We start from the raw sequence: 13855 nt of genomic DNA on the forward strand, positions 1-13855 counted from the left end.
TCCGGGAGCTGCACGGCTCCCGGGCCCGACTTTTCGTCATTTGCTTGCGCCCGGCTCTTGGAGAGGCGTTGTCAATCCTGTAAACAATGGAGTCAAGTCAGCCACGGTGCCGGGCAGCGCCAGGACGATCGAACGCAAGGACGGGCATGGAATCCGGGCAGGACGCCACCACGGAGATCGGCCGACGCCTGCGCGACCTGCGCCGCGAGCGCGGGCTCAAGCAGAGCGACCTGGCCGGTGAAGGCATGTCGGTCAGCTACCTCTCGTTGCTGGAATCGGGCAAGCGCCCGGTCACCCCCACCATCCTGCGCCGACTGGCCGGCGAACTCGGCTGCACCGTCGAGTACTTGCGCACCGGGCAGCAGAGCGACCAGGAGCGCGAACGCCAACGCGAGCTGCTGCTGCGGCTGACCCTGGCCGAACTGGCGCTGCGCGGCGGCGAGTACCCGGCCGCGCTGGAGGGCTGCGAGGCCGTACTGGCCGAGCAGCCGCCGGCCGAGAGCGCCACCCGGCGGCGGGCCAGGACCGCCCGGGCCGACGCCCTGGAACGGCTCGGCCGCCCCGCCGAGGCGCTCGGCGAACTGCGCGAGCTCTACCGCGACGCGACCATCGGCCCCGGCTCCGCCGAGTGGCTGCGGCTGGCCGTCGCGCTCTGCCGCTGCCACCTGCTCGCGGGGGAGCCGGCCAGCGCCGTCGAGATCGGCGAGGCCGCGCTCGCCCAACTGGACGCCGTCATCGCCGAACCGATCGAGGACCACCTCGGGCTCGGCGTCGCACTGATCGAGGCCCACCACCGCAGCGGCGGCCTGGCGGCGGCCAGGGAGCTCGCCGACCGGCTGCTGCCGCTCGCCGACCGGAACGCCTCGCTGACCGCCCGGGCCGCGGCCTTCCGCCAGGCCGGCCGGCGGGCCCAGCAACTCGGCGACACCGCACTGGCGCTGACCCTGAACGAACGCGCGCTGGCACTGCCGGCCGAGGACGAACTGGGCCGCTACCGGGGCCTGCTGAAGGCCGGCTACGGCTCGCTGCTGCTGGACGGACCGGAGCCCGAACCGACCCGGGCGAAGAGCTACCTGGCCCTGGCCGAACAGGAACTGGCCCGCTGCGGGCGCCGGTCGGACCGGGCCGGATGTGAACTCAGCCTGGCCCGGGCCGAACTGATGCTGGGCGAGTACGCGGACGGGGCGGCGCACGCCGAACGCGCGCTGGACCTGGCCGGGGCCGAGCCGACCGGGGTCGGGGTCTGGGCCTGGCTGCAGCTCGGCGAGGCGCGGCGGCTGCAGGGCCGTGCGGCCGAGGCCACCGAGGCGCTGCGCACGGTGGAGCGGCTGCTCGGCTCGGCCGAGCACGGCCTGGCCTCCGGACGCGATCTCGCCGAGGCCTGGCGGGCGCTGGGCGACCTGTGGTTCGGCCAGGGGCAGTCCGACTCCGCGATGCGCGCCTACCGCCAGGGCCTGGCCGCCGCCGGCCTGTCCGGTGCGGCTCCGCTGCGCGCGATGCTCCGCCCGGCGGCGTTCTGAGCGGGAGCGGTTTCTGAGGCGGGAGCGGTTTCTGAGGTGGGAGCAGTTTCTGAGGTGGGGGCGGTGTTCTGAGGCGGGAGCGGCGTTCTGAGGTTGGCGCAGCACGCGCCCCAGCTGTCCCGTCCGGGCACCGGACCCCCATGGTTCTGCCGGACGTTGACGGGTAGCCTGAGTCACACCATGGCTGCCCCCGCCCTGATCGCGGCCGGCACCTGAGGGGGGAATCCGTGACACACCGACTGGACACCGCCTTCGCCGAACTGGCGCTGCGCAACGGCGGTGACGGCGAGGCGCTGGCCATCTTCCAGCGGGTGCTGGCAGCCGCTCCGCCCGCCGACCCGGCCACCGTGCGGCGGGCCCGGTGCGGGCAGGCCTGGGCGCTGGAGAAGCTGGGCCGGCTCGAGGAGGCGATCGGGCAGTACCGCGAGCTGCTGGCCGACCCGCAGACCGAGGTCGGCAGCGCCGAGTGGGCGCTGCTCGCGGTGGCGCTCTGCCGCAGCTACCGGGACGTCGGCGACCAGGCGATGAGCGTGGACTTCGGCGAGCGGGCGCTGCGCGAGCTGGCCCGGAGCGGCGCCGCGCCGATCGACGAACACCTGCAGCTGGGCTCCACCCTGATGGGCTGCTACGTGGTCCGCGGCGACCTGACCTCGGCCAAGCTGCTGGCCGACCAGCTGATGCCGCTGGCCCGGGCCACCGGCTCCCGGGTGGCGCTCGGCGCGGTGGAGTGGAACAGCTCGCTGATCGCCCGAGAGCAGGGCCGCCACGACGAGGCGCTGGAACTGGCCGAGCGGGCGCTGGCGCTGATGGCGGAGGCCGACAACACCCGCCACCAGGGCATGCTGCGCGGCAACCTGGCCCTGGTGCTGGTGGCCCGGGGCGAACTGGCCCCGGCCGTCCCGCTGCTCACCGCCGCCTTCGAGATCCTCCGGGAGAGCGCCCGGCTCTGCGAAGTGATCGATGTGGTGGCCCTGTTGGGCGAGGTGTTGGTCCAGCTGGGCGATCCGGAAGGCGCGCTGGAGTGGGCCGGACGGGCCCGGGGGCTGCTGACCGGGGCCAGCGAGGAGCTGTGGCGGGAGCGCGCGGCGATCGCGCTGGTCTTCGGCCGGGCCTGGCTGCTGCTCGGCGAGGGCGAGCCGGGCGAGGCCGAACTGCGCTGCTGCGCCGACCTGTTGCGGCGGGCGGAGGAGGACCGCTCGGTCGCGGTGCTGTGGCGCCGGCTCGGTGACTCCTGGGCCGAGCGGGAGCAGAACGAGGAGGCGATGACGGCCTATCAGACGGCGCTCACGCTGCTGGGTCTGCCCGCCGCCACCCGGCTGGTCCCCGGCCGGCGCCGAGCCCTCTCCTGACGCAGCGTCAGCATCTGACCCTGCGTCAATCAGGCTCAGGCGACAGCGGACCAGCCGGTGAACCGGCGCAGCTCCTCGGTCAACCGGCTGACCAGCAAGGCGGGCGCCCGGTCCGTCCAGGCGACGGCCAGGTGCGAGGGCGCGGCGTCGCGGACGGGCAGCCAGCGCACCCCCGGGCTGGCCGCCCAGCGGCTCAGCGGCTCGGGTGCGAGCCAGACGCCCCGGCCGCGGGCCACCGCGAGCAGGCAGTCCTCCACCTGGCGGGCGGCCGGCCCCTGGCGGGCCCGGGTGCCGTCCGGGCGCGGCTCGGCCAGCCAGTGCCGGCGGGCCTCCTCGGAGGCGGCGGCGTCCAGCGCCTCGGGCAGCAGGACCGGTTCCTCGGCGAGGTCGGCCAGGCAGACCGAGGCCCGTCCGGCCAGCCGGTGGCCCCGCCGGACGGCGACGGCCCGCCGGTCGGTGCTCACCCGGGTGACCCGCAGCGGCCCGGCCTCGGCCGGCAGCCAGAGGAACCCGGCGTCGGCCTGGCCGGAGCGCAGCAGGGCCAGTTCCTCGGCCGGCGTGGGCACCGTGAGCAGGTCCACGGCCAGGCCCGGGACGGCCTCCTCCAGTGCGGTGGCGGCCTCCAGGGCGAACGGCGCGGTGGTGTAGGGGCAGCCGACCAGGCGCAGCGGACCGCCCGGCTCGGGACCCTCGGCCCGTGACCGCAGTCGTTCGGCCAGGTTGTCCAGCTCGCCGACCACGCTGCGGGCTCCGGCGGCCAGCTCCAGGCCGGCCGAGGTGAGGCTGACCCCGCGCGAGGTGCGGACCAGCAGCTCGGTGCCCAGGGCTCGTTCGAGCTGTTGGATCTGGACCGAGACGGCCTGCTGGGCCAGGTGCAGCCGGGCTGCGGCCCGGGTGATGTTGAGCTCTTGGGCGACCATCAGGAAGGAGCGCAGATGGCGAAGTTCCAGCCCGCCGAACGCACCGCCCGCTGCCATGCCGCCCCCTCCCGACCGGTATCGGACCCGATCAAACACGGGATGTCAAATATCGTCAAGTTTCAGGTAAAAGCACTGGCTGGGGATGGGGTTGACGAATTGTTGTCCGCATGCTCTTGACGGGGCGGTGGGGCGCCCCTAGGTTCGGCGCTGCAAGTTTCCAGAAAGTTTCAGCAAGCTTTCCTTCAGTGTTGTTGGTCAGTACATCGGCTGCCCCACCCAGCCCCCAGGAGACACCGTGGTCCCCTCGCTCCGTCCGGCCGGCGCCCTCGTCGGCGCCGGCGCTCTGCTCTTCTCGCTCGGCACCGCGATCGCGGCCCCCACCGCGTCCGCCACCCCGCCGAGCAGCAAGGACGTCACCGCCACTCTCTTCGAGTGGAGCTTCGCCTCGGTCGCCAAGGAGTGCACCAGCACCCTGGGCCCCAAGGGCTACGGCTTCGTCGAGGTCTCGCCGCCCCAGGAGCACATCCAGGGCGCCCAGTGGTGGACCTCCTACCAGCCGGTCAGCTACAAGATAGCCGGGCGGCTCGGCGACCGGGCCGCCTTCCAGTCGATGGTGAACACCTGCCACGCGGCCGGCGTCAAGGTGATCGCCGACTCGGTGATCAACCACATGAGCGCGGGCTCCGGCACCGGCACCGGCGGCACCGTCTACACCAAGTACAACTACCCCGGCTACTACCAGGACCAGGACTTCCACGGCTGCCGCCAGCCGATCACCAACTACCAGGACCGCACCAACGTGCAGACCTGCGAGCTGGTCAACCTCGCCGACCTGGACACCGGCAGCGCCGCTGTGCAGCAGACCATCGCCAACTACCTGAACGACCTGGCCTCGCTGGGCGTGGACGGCTACCGGATCGACGCCGCCAAGCACATCGCGGCGAGCGACCTGGCCGCGATCAAGGCCAGGATGGCCAACCCCCACGCCTTCTGGGTGCAGGAGGTGATCTACGGCGCCGGCGAGCCGATCCAGCCGAGCGAGTACACCGGCAACGGCGACGTGGACGAGTTCCGGGTCGGCACCGACCTCAAGCGGATCTTCACCAGCGACAAGCTCGCCAACCTCAGCACCTGGGGCGCCTCCTGGGGCTACCTGCCGAGCAACCAGGCCCGCAGCTTCCTCGACAACTGGGACACCGAGCGCAACGGCTCCACCCTCAACTACACCTACGGCAACACCTACACGCTGGCCAACGTCTTCCTGCTGGCCGAGACCTACGGTGCGCCGAACATCTACTCCGGCTACTCCTTCACCAACACCGACGCCGGCCCGCCGAACAACGGCACCGTCAACGCCTGCTACCAGGACGGCTGGAACTGCACCCACGCCTGGCGGCAGGTGGCCAACATGGTGGGCTTCCGCAACGCGGTGGCCGGCACCGGCGTGACCGACTGGTGGTCCAACGGCAACAACGCGATCGCCTTCGGCCGCGGCAACAAGGGCTATGTCGCGCTCAACCACGAGAGCGGCGCGATCACCCAGACCTTCCAGACCGGGCTGCCGGCCGGCACGTACTGCGACGTCGAGCACGGCGACCCGGTGGCCGGCGGCGGCTGCACCGGCCCGACCTACACGGTGGGCGCCAACGGGCAGTTCACCGCGACGGTCGGTGCGGGCGACGCGGTGGCGCTGTACGTCACCAGTGGCGCGAACGTCAGCGGCGCCTCGTTCCACGTCAACGCGACCACCAGCTACGGCCAGAACGTCTACCTGGTCGGCGACAACCCGGCGCTGGGCGGCTGGGACACCGGCAAGGCGCTGCCGCTCTCCTCGGCCGGCTACCCGGTCTGGTCGCTGGACCTGGCGCTGCCGGCCGGTACCGCGTTCCAGTACAAGTACGTCCTCAAGGACGGGAACGGCGCCGTCACCTGGGAGTCGGGAGCCAACCGGACCGCCACCGTGCCGAGCGGCGGCGAGGTTCAGCTGAACGACACCTGGCGGCCCTGACCCCGGCGCACCCCTTCCGGTGCACCCCTTCCGGTGCACCCCTTCCGGTGCACCCCTGATGCCCTGTGTCGGTCGCGGTCAGCCGCGGCCGATATAGGGCATCGCCGTCGCCAGCACCGTGGCGAACTGCACGTTCGCCTCCAGCGGCAGCTCCGCCATGTGCCGCACCGTGCGCGCGACGTCGGCCACGTCCATGGTCGGCTCCGGCGCGATCCGCCCGTCGGCCTGCCGCACACCCACGCTCATCGCGGCCGTCATGTCGGTGGCCGCGTTGCCGATGTCGATCTGCCCGCAGGCGATCCGGTACGGGCGGCCGTCCAGCGAGAGCGACTTGGTCAGCCCGGTCACCGCGTGCTTGGTGGCGGTGTAGGCGATCGACTGCGGACGCGGCACGTGCGCCGAGATCGAGCCGTTGTTGATGATCCGCCCGCCCTGCGGCCGCTGGCCCTTCATCTGGCGGAACGCGGCCTGGGCGCAGAGGAAGGCGCCGGTCAGGTTGAGGTCCACCACGGCCCGCCAGTCGGCGTACGACAGCTCCTCGACCGGGACCGGCGCGCCGAAGGTGCCGGCGTTGTTGAAGAGCAGGTCCACCCGGCCGAAGCGCTCGGCCACCTCGCCGAAGAGCGCGTCCACCGCGGCCGGGTCGGTGACGTCGGTGGGGATCACGGCCGCGCCGCCACCGCTCAGCGCCGCCGTCTCGTGCAGCGGCTCGGCGCGGCGCCCGGCCAGCGCGAGCTGCCAGCCGGCCTTCGCGAGCTCCAGGGCGACCGCCCGGCCCACCCCGGTGCCGGCCCCGGTGACGACGGCGATCTGCGGCATGCGGTGCTCCCGGTGGTAGCTGTGCTGGTTCCCGTACGGCTGGTCTCCCGATGATCGCCGAGCCGGCGCCGGGGTGTCACTGGTAGGAGTGCACCGAAGAGCGTCCCGGCCCGACCCGGGGGCTTGTCAGGAGTGCCCGAGGTGACTAAGTTTCTGAAAATAACTACATAGGTCCGAGCGATAGAGTGCCGGAGAGGAGGCGACCACAATCGTGAACATCCGCAAGCAGCAGCCCCAGGGTCTGATCACCATCGGCCAGCGCGCCGAGTACATGCGGCAGGGCAACGCCTCCGCGGTGCTGCGCGCCGTCCTCGCGTACGGTCCGGTCTCCCGGGCCGAGATCGCCCGGCACACCGGCCTCTCCGCACCCAGCGTCACCAAGCTGACCAGCTCGCTGATCGAGGCCGGACTGCTCGGCGAGCTGGCCCCGGTGGAGCCCACCCAGGGCCGCCCCCGGGTCCCGCTGCGGGTCGACCCCGAGCGCACCGTCGCGCTCGGCGTCCACATCGGACTGCTCCGCACCACCTTCGGCCTGGTCGCCCTGGACGGCCGGATCCTCGCCGAGCGCGAGATCGCCCACCCCCGGGCCGCCGCCGAGCTGACGCCCCGCCGGATCGCCGCGCAGGCGGCCGAGGGCGTCCGGGCCTTCCTGGACGAGCGGCTCGGCGACCGCCGGCTGGTCGGCACCGGAGTGAGCATCGGCGGCTGGGTGGACGGCGCGCGCGGCCTGGTGGTCGCGCACGGCCCGCTCGGCTGGCAGAACGTGCCGCTGCTGGAGGAACTGGCCGGCAAGCTGCCCGGGCCGCTGGTGCTGGAGCAGACGGTGCGGGCCATCGCCCGGGCCGAGCTCTGGTTCGGCGCCGGCCGCGAGGTGGACGACTTCGCCCTGGTCTTCATCGGCAACGTGCTCGGCGCGGCCATCGTGGTGGACCGCACGGTGCACCGCGGCCCGGGCGCGGCGGCCGGCGCGATCGAGCACCTGCTCGCCACCGACGACCCGTCAGTTCGCTGCCCGCAGTGCGGGAGCGGCTGCCTGAGCGCCTCCGCCGGAGACCTCGCGCTGATCGCCGAGGCCCGCGCGGCCGGCCTGCTCGAGCCCACCCCGCGCGGCGACACCGGCCCCTCGCTGGACCTGGAGCGGCTGGTCGCGGCGGCCCGCCCGGCCGGCTCGGGCAGCGGCGACGAGGGTGCGCAGGCGCTGCTGCGCCGCCGGGCCCGCCGGGCCGGCCGGGCCATCGCCACCATGGTCGACCTGCTCAACCCGAGCCGGGTGGTGCTGGCCGGCGGCATCCTGGTCGCCGAGGAGTACCTGGACGACCTGCGCGCGGAGGTCGCCCTGCGCAGCCACCGCGGCGCCGCGGTGGCCGAGGACATCGTGCCCGCCGTGTTCGGCGCCCGGACCCTGGTGCGGTCCTCGGCGGTGCCGGTACTGGAGCGGGTCATCACCGAACCCTTCACCTCCCTGGGGCTGCTTTGACAACTGTCGCGCTCACTGCCGTCCAGCACGCGGAGCTCTACCACTGCGCGGTCAGCGGCCGCACCGACTGGCTGCTGCTGCGGCTCACCGACGAGGACGGGGTGACCGGCTGGGGCGAGTGCTCGGACGCCGGGCCGCTACCGGCGGTGGCCCGGGTGCTGGCGGGCGGCGAGGCCGACCCGTTCACCCACCGCACGGTGCTCGGCGCGATCCGCCAGGCCCAGGCCGACCAGTGCGCCCGGCGGGCCGGGGTGCCGCTGTGGCAGTGGCTCGGCGGCACCGGGCCCGCGGCCGAGGTCGAGCTCTACGCCAACCTCAACCGGGCCCCCGGCGGCCGGGCCCCGAGCGAGCTGGCCGGCACCGCGGCCGCCGCCGTTCGGGCGGGCTTTCGCACCGTCAAGCTGGCCCCCTTCGACACTCCCGGCGGCGACCGGCTGGCCCACCTGGGTCTGGCCCGGGTGCAGGCCGTGCGCGCCGCCGTCGGCCCGGACGTACGGGTCCTGGTGGACTGCCGCGAGCGGCTGCCGCTCGCCGAACTCCTGCCGCTGCTCGAGCCGTTCGCCCGGCTCGGGGTCGGCTGGCTGGAGGACGGCGTGGGCATCTCCCGCCCCGCCGAGCTGGCCGAGCTGCGTCGGCGGACCGAGATCCCGCTGGCCGGCGGCGAGTTCGCCGACCATCCGTGTCAACTCGCAGCCGTGGACGGCCTGCTGGACATCGTGCTGCCCGACGTCAAGCACGCCGGCGGCCCCCGGCAGGCGCTCGCGCTGGCCCGCGCGGCCGGCCCGGCCCGGGTCTCGCTGCACAACCCCGCCGGACCGGTCGCCACCCTGCACAGCGCCCACCTGGCCGCCCTGCTGCCCGCCGAACCGCTGGAGTTCGCCTTCGGCGAGGTCCCCTGGCGGGCCGAGCTGCTCACCGCGCCCGAGCGGATCGGCGACGGCCGCCTCACCCTGCCCGACGGTCCCGGCCTGGGCGCCGAACCCGACCTGCGGCACCGGGCGATCGTCCCGGCCTGGCGCGGCTCCTGTCCCCTCCCGGAGTAGCCGACGCCGGAGGGGCTCCTTCGCCCGGAGGAGCGGCGGCTGCTCGAACCGGTCCTCCACCGGACGGGTGGCAGCCACCACCGCCAGGTGGACGGCGTCCCGCTGTGACCCGCCGGTCGACCCCCGCCGGTCAGCTGGATTTTGCCGAACCGGTACCAAATGTTGGGTGGTGGGCTGCCTGGTCGCAACTACGACAGGTCCGGGCCACGTCATAGGATCAACAGCACCGCGCGCCGCCCAGCAGTTGGATCGGCGCCGCCCGGACCCACCCCGCCCCCGGGGCCACCCACCCATCGGAAGTGTCGCACCGTGCAGCCGCCGTTCGCCCGTTCCCGTACCGTCCTGTCCGCAGCCGCCGTCCTGGCCCTGGCCACCGCGCTCAGCGCGTGCGGCGGCGGTAGCGGCAGCGGCGGCGATGCCAAGGCCGCCGCCAAGCCCGCGCCCAGCGGGTCGGCCTCCGGGAGCGGCTCGTCGAGCGCCTCGGCCGGCAGTTCCTCCGCGTCCCCGGCCGCACCGCCGGCCTCGCCGACCCCGACGCCGAGCGCGTCGAGCAAGGTGCTGATGCCGACCGGTCCCGCCACCCAGCTGACCAAGGCCCGCGACACCGCCGCCGGGCCGATCATGATGACCACGCTGGCGGGCCCGAAGTCCGGGGTCACCGGCAAGGTCTGGGTCTGGCTGCCGCCGGAGTACAACGACCCCAAGTACGCGAACTACGGCTTCCCGGTGCTCACCCTCTACGCGGGCGGCCAGAGCAACGGGTACAACACCTGGACCGACGACCAGCTGCCGATCCAGGTGGCCGACGAGGACCTGGTCAAGCAGAGCAAGGCACACCCCTTCATCATGGTGATGCCGGTGCAGAACCTGGTCTCCAACGAGAGCCAGAGCCTGGACTGCAGTGACATCCCCGGCCAGCCGAAGATGGGCACCTGGATGTCCCAGGACGTCCCCGACTTCGTCCGGGCCAACTTCCGCACCCTGAAGAGCCGGGACGGCTGGGGCCTGATGGGCGCCTCCACCGGCGCCTTCTGCAGCGCCAAGCTGGCGCTGGAGCACCCGGACCAGTTCAAGGCCGCCGTCCCGATCGACGGGTACTTCAACCCCGACTCCTCCTTCTGGAAGGGGCACGAGGCGGAGCGGCTGGCGGGCAGCCCGGACGTCATGGTCGGCCAGGGCAAGGCCGACGTGCGGATGCTGGCCACCGCGGGCGGCGCCACTCCGGACGAGGTCAGGCTGGTGAAGGCCTGGATCGCCAAGGCCGCGCCGCCGCTGAAGATCGACTACTACGAGCAGCCCGGCGGGAAGCACCTCACCTCGCACTTCAAGAAGATGATCCCGGACACCCTGCAGTGGCTCACCCAGAACATGGCGGGGCCGTCGGCGCCCTGAGCCGGCCGGCGTGCCAAGGTGTTGCTGACCAATCGTCAGTAACGTCTGTTTCGTCCCGCGCACGTCTGTGACCTGCACGGCAATCGAGCATTGATTCACTCCTGATCGACTGTCAGCACGCTGGACCTCGTCGTCCCCCGCTCGGCCCCCGCGGCCGGCGGGCGGCGACCGCCGAGTCCCGACGCCCGCCATGACAGTCCTGAAGAGAGTGCCATGCAGCCGCATCTGCTGTCCGTCCCCGCCCAGCGCGGCCCCAGTGAGGCGGTGCCGGCCGTGCGCCCTGTCCGTTTCGCCGGTATCCGCCTCGTCCACGCCGCCCTGCGCCGGGACCTCGCCCGCATTCCCACCGCCCTCCGGCTGCTGCAGCCCGGGGACGAGACGACCGCTGCCGCGCTGCAACGGCACTGGGACTTCCTCACCGCGATGCTCACCTGCCACCACGAGCAGCAGGACGTCCGGCTCTGGCCGCTGCTGCGCCGCTTCGCGCCCGAACTGCGACTGCTGGTCAACTGGCTGGAGGACGACCACCACAACCTGGACCACTCCTTCACCCGCACCACCACGCTGATGCGGGTCGGCACCCGGGACCCGGCCAGCGCCTGGCCGGTTGCCTACGCGGTCGAGGAGTTGGCCGCCCGCCTGGAGACCCACCTGCGGATCGAGGAGGAGCAGGTGCTTCCCGTGATGGGCGAGCTGCTCTCCGCGCAGTCCCGGGTCGGCACCCTGGGCGAGCTGCTCGACCTGCTGCGACTGGCCGAGGGGCCCGGCGCGCCGGATGCGCTGGCCTGGCTGCTGGAGGGCGTGGCGGCCGAGCAGGTCGATGCGCTGCTGGCCGAGTGCGACGATCTGACGGTTCGCCAGTGGCCGCACTGGCAGGCGGTCTACGCGCGGTGCTCGGAGCAGCTGTGGGGCGCGGTGCCGACCGGGGAGTGACGTCCCGTGCCGATCCGGCCCGGGCCCGCCCGGGTTGCGCCGGCCGGGACTTCCGGTGCTGATGTGACCGGCGTGGCGCAGAAGTTGACGCACATTCGGGCTACCCGCGCTGGCGCCCGGTGACAGCGCGTGCTCAAGGTGGAGACAGGCCGTAACGGCCCTGAACCCCCCCCCCTTGGAAGGAAGCTCAACCCCATGCGCAGTCCCATGCACGGCAAGTGGACCACGGTCCTGCTCACCACCGCGCTGGCCGGCAGCATCGCCGCCACCACCGGTATCGCCGCCAGCAGTGCCACGCCGGACCGGCACCCGATGATCCAGCCCGAGGTGGCCGCGCCGGACGCGGCCAAGACCCTGGAAGTCGTCGGCGACCTCGGCGCGGTGCTGAACAGCGTCGGCGAGCTGGCCACCGCGAGCCAGCCGACCGGCGGCGCGGCGGTGGACCCGGCGGCGCTGAAGTCGAAGCTGGCGCAGCTGGACGCGGCCTCGGGCAAGCTCAAGGCGGCGCTGCCGGCGGCCACGGCGCCGGGGCTGCCGACGCTCCCGTCCGGCCCCGCCGTCCCGTCGGCGCCCGGCGTCGGCTCCGCTCCTGCTGTTCCGTCCGCGCCGGGCGCACCCTCCGTGCCCAGTGCGGTCACGCAGCCGAGCGCTCCGGCGGCGCCGTCGGCTCCGTCCTTGCCGTCCGCTCCGTCTGTGCCGTCCGCTCCGGCCCTGCCGGCTGACCCGGCCGTGCCCGGTGCCGTGTCCGGTGTGCCGGTGCACATCCCGGTGCCGGTGGTCAACGGCGGACCGCTGCAGCGGGTGACCCCGCCGGTCGCGGTCGGCAGCGTCGAGGACCAGCTCGCCGCGATCAAGCAGCACGCGACCGACCTGGTCACCGCCGCCTCGGCCAAGAAGCCCGACGCGGCCGCCGTGCAGGCGGCCCTCACCCCGCTGTCCGCCGACACGCTCGGCCTGAGCACCGCCACCGTCACCCGCCTCACCGGCGTCTGACCGGCGACCGGCCGGCAACCCGACCGGCTTCAGGCCGACGGCGCCTGACCGCCGCCGGACCGAGCCTTCGCAGCAGGGCCGGGCCGATTCCGGCCCGGCCCTGCTAGCGTCCGGCGGGTGTCCGCCTTCTTCGAACCCCAGCTCCGCACCCGCCTGCGCGCCGCCGAGCGGATCCTGATCGCCGGCGCAGGCGGCGGATTCGACGTCTACGCCGGGCTGCCGTTGGCCCTCGCGCTGCGTGCGGCCGGGCACCAGGTCCATCTGGCCAACCTCTCCTTCAGCCACCTCTACGGCCTGCCCGACGAGGTCTGGCAGGCGCCGGACCTGGCGCGGATCCGCTCCGACACGGTGACCAGGGACAGCTACTTCCCGGAGCTCGCGCTGGCCCGCTGGCTGCGGCTGCACGGGATGCCCGACACCGTCTGGGCCTTCGCCTCGGTCGGCGTCCAGCCGTTGCGCGCCGCCTATCAAGCACTGATCGACCACCTGGGCATAGACGCCGTTGTGCTGGTCGACGGCGGCACCGACATCCTGCTGCGCGGCGACGAGGCCGGGCTCGGCACGCCCGAGGAGGACATGGCCTCGCTCGCGGCCGTGGCCGGCCTGGAGGGACTGACTGAGCGCTTGGTCACCTGCCTGGGCTTCGGCATCGACGCCTACCACGGCGTCAACCACGCCCTGGTGCTGGAGAACCTCGCCGCCCTCACCCGCACCGGCGACTACCTCGGCGCCTTCTCCCTGCCCGCCGACAGCCGCGAGAGCCGGCTCTACCTGGACGCCGTCGCCCACGCCAGGCAGGCCACCCCCGACCACCCGAGCATCGTGCAGGGCTCGGTGGCGGCCGCGCTGCGCGGCGAGTTCGGCGACGTCCGGTTCACCGCCCGCACCCGCGGCAGCGAACTCTTCATCAACCCGCTGATGACGCTGTACTTCACCGTCACGGTGAGCGGCCTGGCGGCCCGCAACCTCTACCTGGACCGCCTGGAACAGACCGTGTTGATGCGTCAGATCAGCACGCGGATCGAGGAGTTCCGTGACGAGCTGCCCCGGCAGCGGCCGCCGCGGGCGTACCCGCACTGACCGCGGGGAAAACCGCTTGCCGGTGGTTCGGTCGGCGGGGCAGGCTGCCTGGCATGTCCGACGTCTCCACGCTCTTCTCGCACGGCCGGCTGACCAGCGTCCCGCGCAAGGCGGCTCGCCGCGAGCAGCTCCTCGTGCACCTTGCCGACACCCTCTTCACCCCCGACCGGGCCTACACCGAACCCGAGGTCAACGCCGCCCTGTTGACCGTGCACGAGGACTTCCCGGCGCTGCGCCGCTACCTGATCACGGCCGGCCTGCTGACCCGCAGCCGGGACGGCAGCAGCTACCAGCGGGCCGGCGCCTGAGGAGGCACCGCCC

Annotated in this window: 12 protein-coding genes; 10 read left to right on the forward strand and 2 right to left on the reverse strand. The window is 73.5% G+C overall.

From position 1 onward, the window contains the following. Positions 1–146: 146 nt before the first annotated feature. Both BR98_RS30400 and BR98_RS30405 read left to right on the forward strand, forming a co-directional pair. Positions 147–1520 carry a helix-turn-helix domain-containing protein gene (locus BR98_RS30400; RefSeq protein WP_035849783.1) on the forward strand — a complete coding sequence of 458 codons (1374 nt, stop codon included), beginning with the start codon at positions 147–149 and terminating at the stop codon, positions 1518–1520. 227 nt (positions 1521–1747) lie between these two features. After that, positions 1748–2869, forward strand: a complete 1122-nt coding sequence (locus tag BR98_RS30405; RefSeq protein WP_051970454.1) for a tetratricopeptide repeat protein — start codon at positions 1748–1750, stop codon at positions 2867–2869. Between the two features lie 35 nt (positions 2870–2904). Here BR98_RS30405 and BR98_RS30410 read toward each other — a convergent pair whose 3' ends face one another. After that, a complete protein-coding gene (locus BR98_RS30410) occupies positions 2905–3846 on the reverse strand; it encodes a LysR family transcriptional regulator (protein WP_035849786.1) in 942 nt (313 codons plus the stop codon). A gap of 238 nt (positions 3847–4084) precedes the next feature. Between BR98_RS30410 and BR98_RS30415 the strand changes: the two genes are divergently transcribed. Further along, on the forward strand, positions 4085–5797 hold the full coding sequence (locus BR98_RS30415) for a carbohydrate-binding module family 20 domain-containing protein (protein ID WP_035849789.1): 1713 nt from the start codon (positions 4085–4087) through the stop codon (positions 5795–5797). Positions 5798–5875: 78 nt separating this feature from the next. Here the strand turns inward: BR98_RS30415 and BR98_RS30420 are convergent, their stop codons facing one another. After that, a complete protein-coding gene (locus tag BR98_RS30420; protein WP_035849792.1) occupies positions 5876–6616 on the reverse strand; it encodes an SDR family oxidoreductase in 741 nt (246 codons plus the stop codon). Positions 6617–6827: 211 nt separating this feature from the next. Between BR98_RS30420 and BR98_RS30425 the strand changes: the two genes are divergently transcribed. The 7 genes from BR98_RS30425 to BR98_RS30455 all read left to right on the forward strand — a co-directional run bounded on the left by BR98_RS30425 (position 6828) and on the right by BR98_RS30455 (position 13842). Next, positions 6828–8093, forward strand: a complete 1266-nt coding sequence (locus BR98_RS30425; RefSeq protein WP_051970457.1) for an ROK family transcriptional regulator — start codon at positions 6828–6830, stop codon at positions 8091–8093. Then, positions 8090–9136, forward strand: coding sequence for an enolase C-terminal domain-like protein (locus BR98_RS30430; protein WP_035849797.1), 1047 nt, complete (start codon positions 8090–8092; stop codon positions 9134–9136). The genes BR98_RS30425 and BR98_RS30430 overlap by 4 nt, the downstream gene beginning before the upstream one ends. 309 nt (positions 9137–9445) lie before the next feature. Next, positions 9446–10528, forward strand: coding sequence for an alpha/beta hydrolase (locus tag BR98_RS30435; protein WP_035849803.1), 1083 nt, complete (start codon positions 9446–9448; stop codon positions 10526–10528). A gap of 213 nt (positions 10529–10741) precedes the next feature. Continuing rightward, on the forward strand, positions 10742–11461 hold the full coding sequence (locus tag BR98_RS30440; RefSeq protein WP_035849808.1) for a hemerythrin domain-containing protein: 720 nt from the start codon (positions 10742–10744) through the stop codon (positions 11459–11461). A 195-nt stretch (positions 11462–11656) separates the two neighbouring features. Next, positions 11657–12454 (forward strand): hypothetical protein, encoded by a 798-nt coding sequence (locus BR98_RS30445; RefSeq protein ID WP_157537993.1) that lies wholly within the window; start codon positions 11657–11659, stop codon positions 12452–12454. 117 nt (positions 12455–12571) lie between these two features. Next, a complete protein-coding gene (locus tag BR98_RS30450) occupies positions 12572–13534 on the forward strand; it encodes a DUF1152 domain-containing protein (protein WP_035849820.1) in 963 nt (320 codons plus the stop codon). Positions 13535–13587: 53 nt separating this feature from the next. After that, positions 13588–13842, forward strand: coding sequence for a DUF2087 domain-containing protein (locus BR98_RS30455; protein WP_035849825.1), 255 nt, complete (start codon positions 13588–13590; stop codon positions 13840–13842). The last annotated feature ends 13 nt before the right edge of the window (positions 13843–13855 follow it).

Origin of the sequence: Kitasatospora azatica KCTC 9699 (assembly GCF_000744785.1) — a bacterium.
Taxonomy (GTDB): domain Bacteria; phylum Actinomycetota; class Actinomycetes; order Streptomycetales; family Streptomycetaceae; genus Kitasatospora; species Kitasatospora azatica.

What these genes read in the sequence shown, in the direction of transcription:
- BR98_RS30400 (WP_035849783.1), top strand. Translation starts at nt 147, where the DNA reads ATGGAATCCGGGCAGGACGCCACCACGGAGATCGGCCGACGCCTGCGC.
- BR98_RS30410 (WP_035849786.1), bottom strand. Translation starts at nt 3,846, where the DNA reads ATGGCAGCGGGCGGTGCGTTCGGCGGGCTGGAACTTCGCCATCTGCGC.
- BR98_RS30420 (WP_035849792.1), bottom strand. Translation starts at nt 6,616, where the DNA reads ATGCCGCAGATCGCCGTCGTCACCGGGGCCGGCACCGGGGTGGGCCGG.
- BR98_RS30440 (WP_035849808.1), top strand. Translation starts at nt 10,742, where the DNA reads ATGCAGCCGCATCTGCTGTCCGTCCCCGCCCAGCGCGGCCCCAGTGAG.
- BR98_RS30445 (WP_157537993.1), top strand. Translation starts at nt 11,657, where the DNA reads ATGCGCAGTCCCATGCACGGCAAGTGGACCACGGTCCTGCTCACCACC.
- BR98_RS30455 (WP_035849825.1), top strand. Translation starts at nt 13,588, where the DNA reads ATGTCCGACGTCTCCACGCTCTTCTCGCACGGCCGGCTGACCAGCGTC.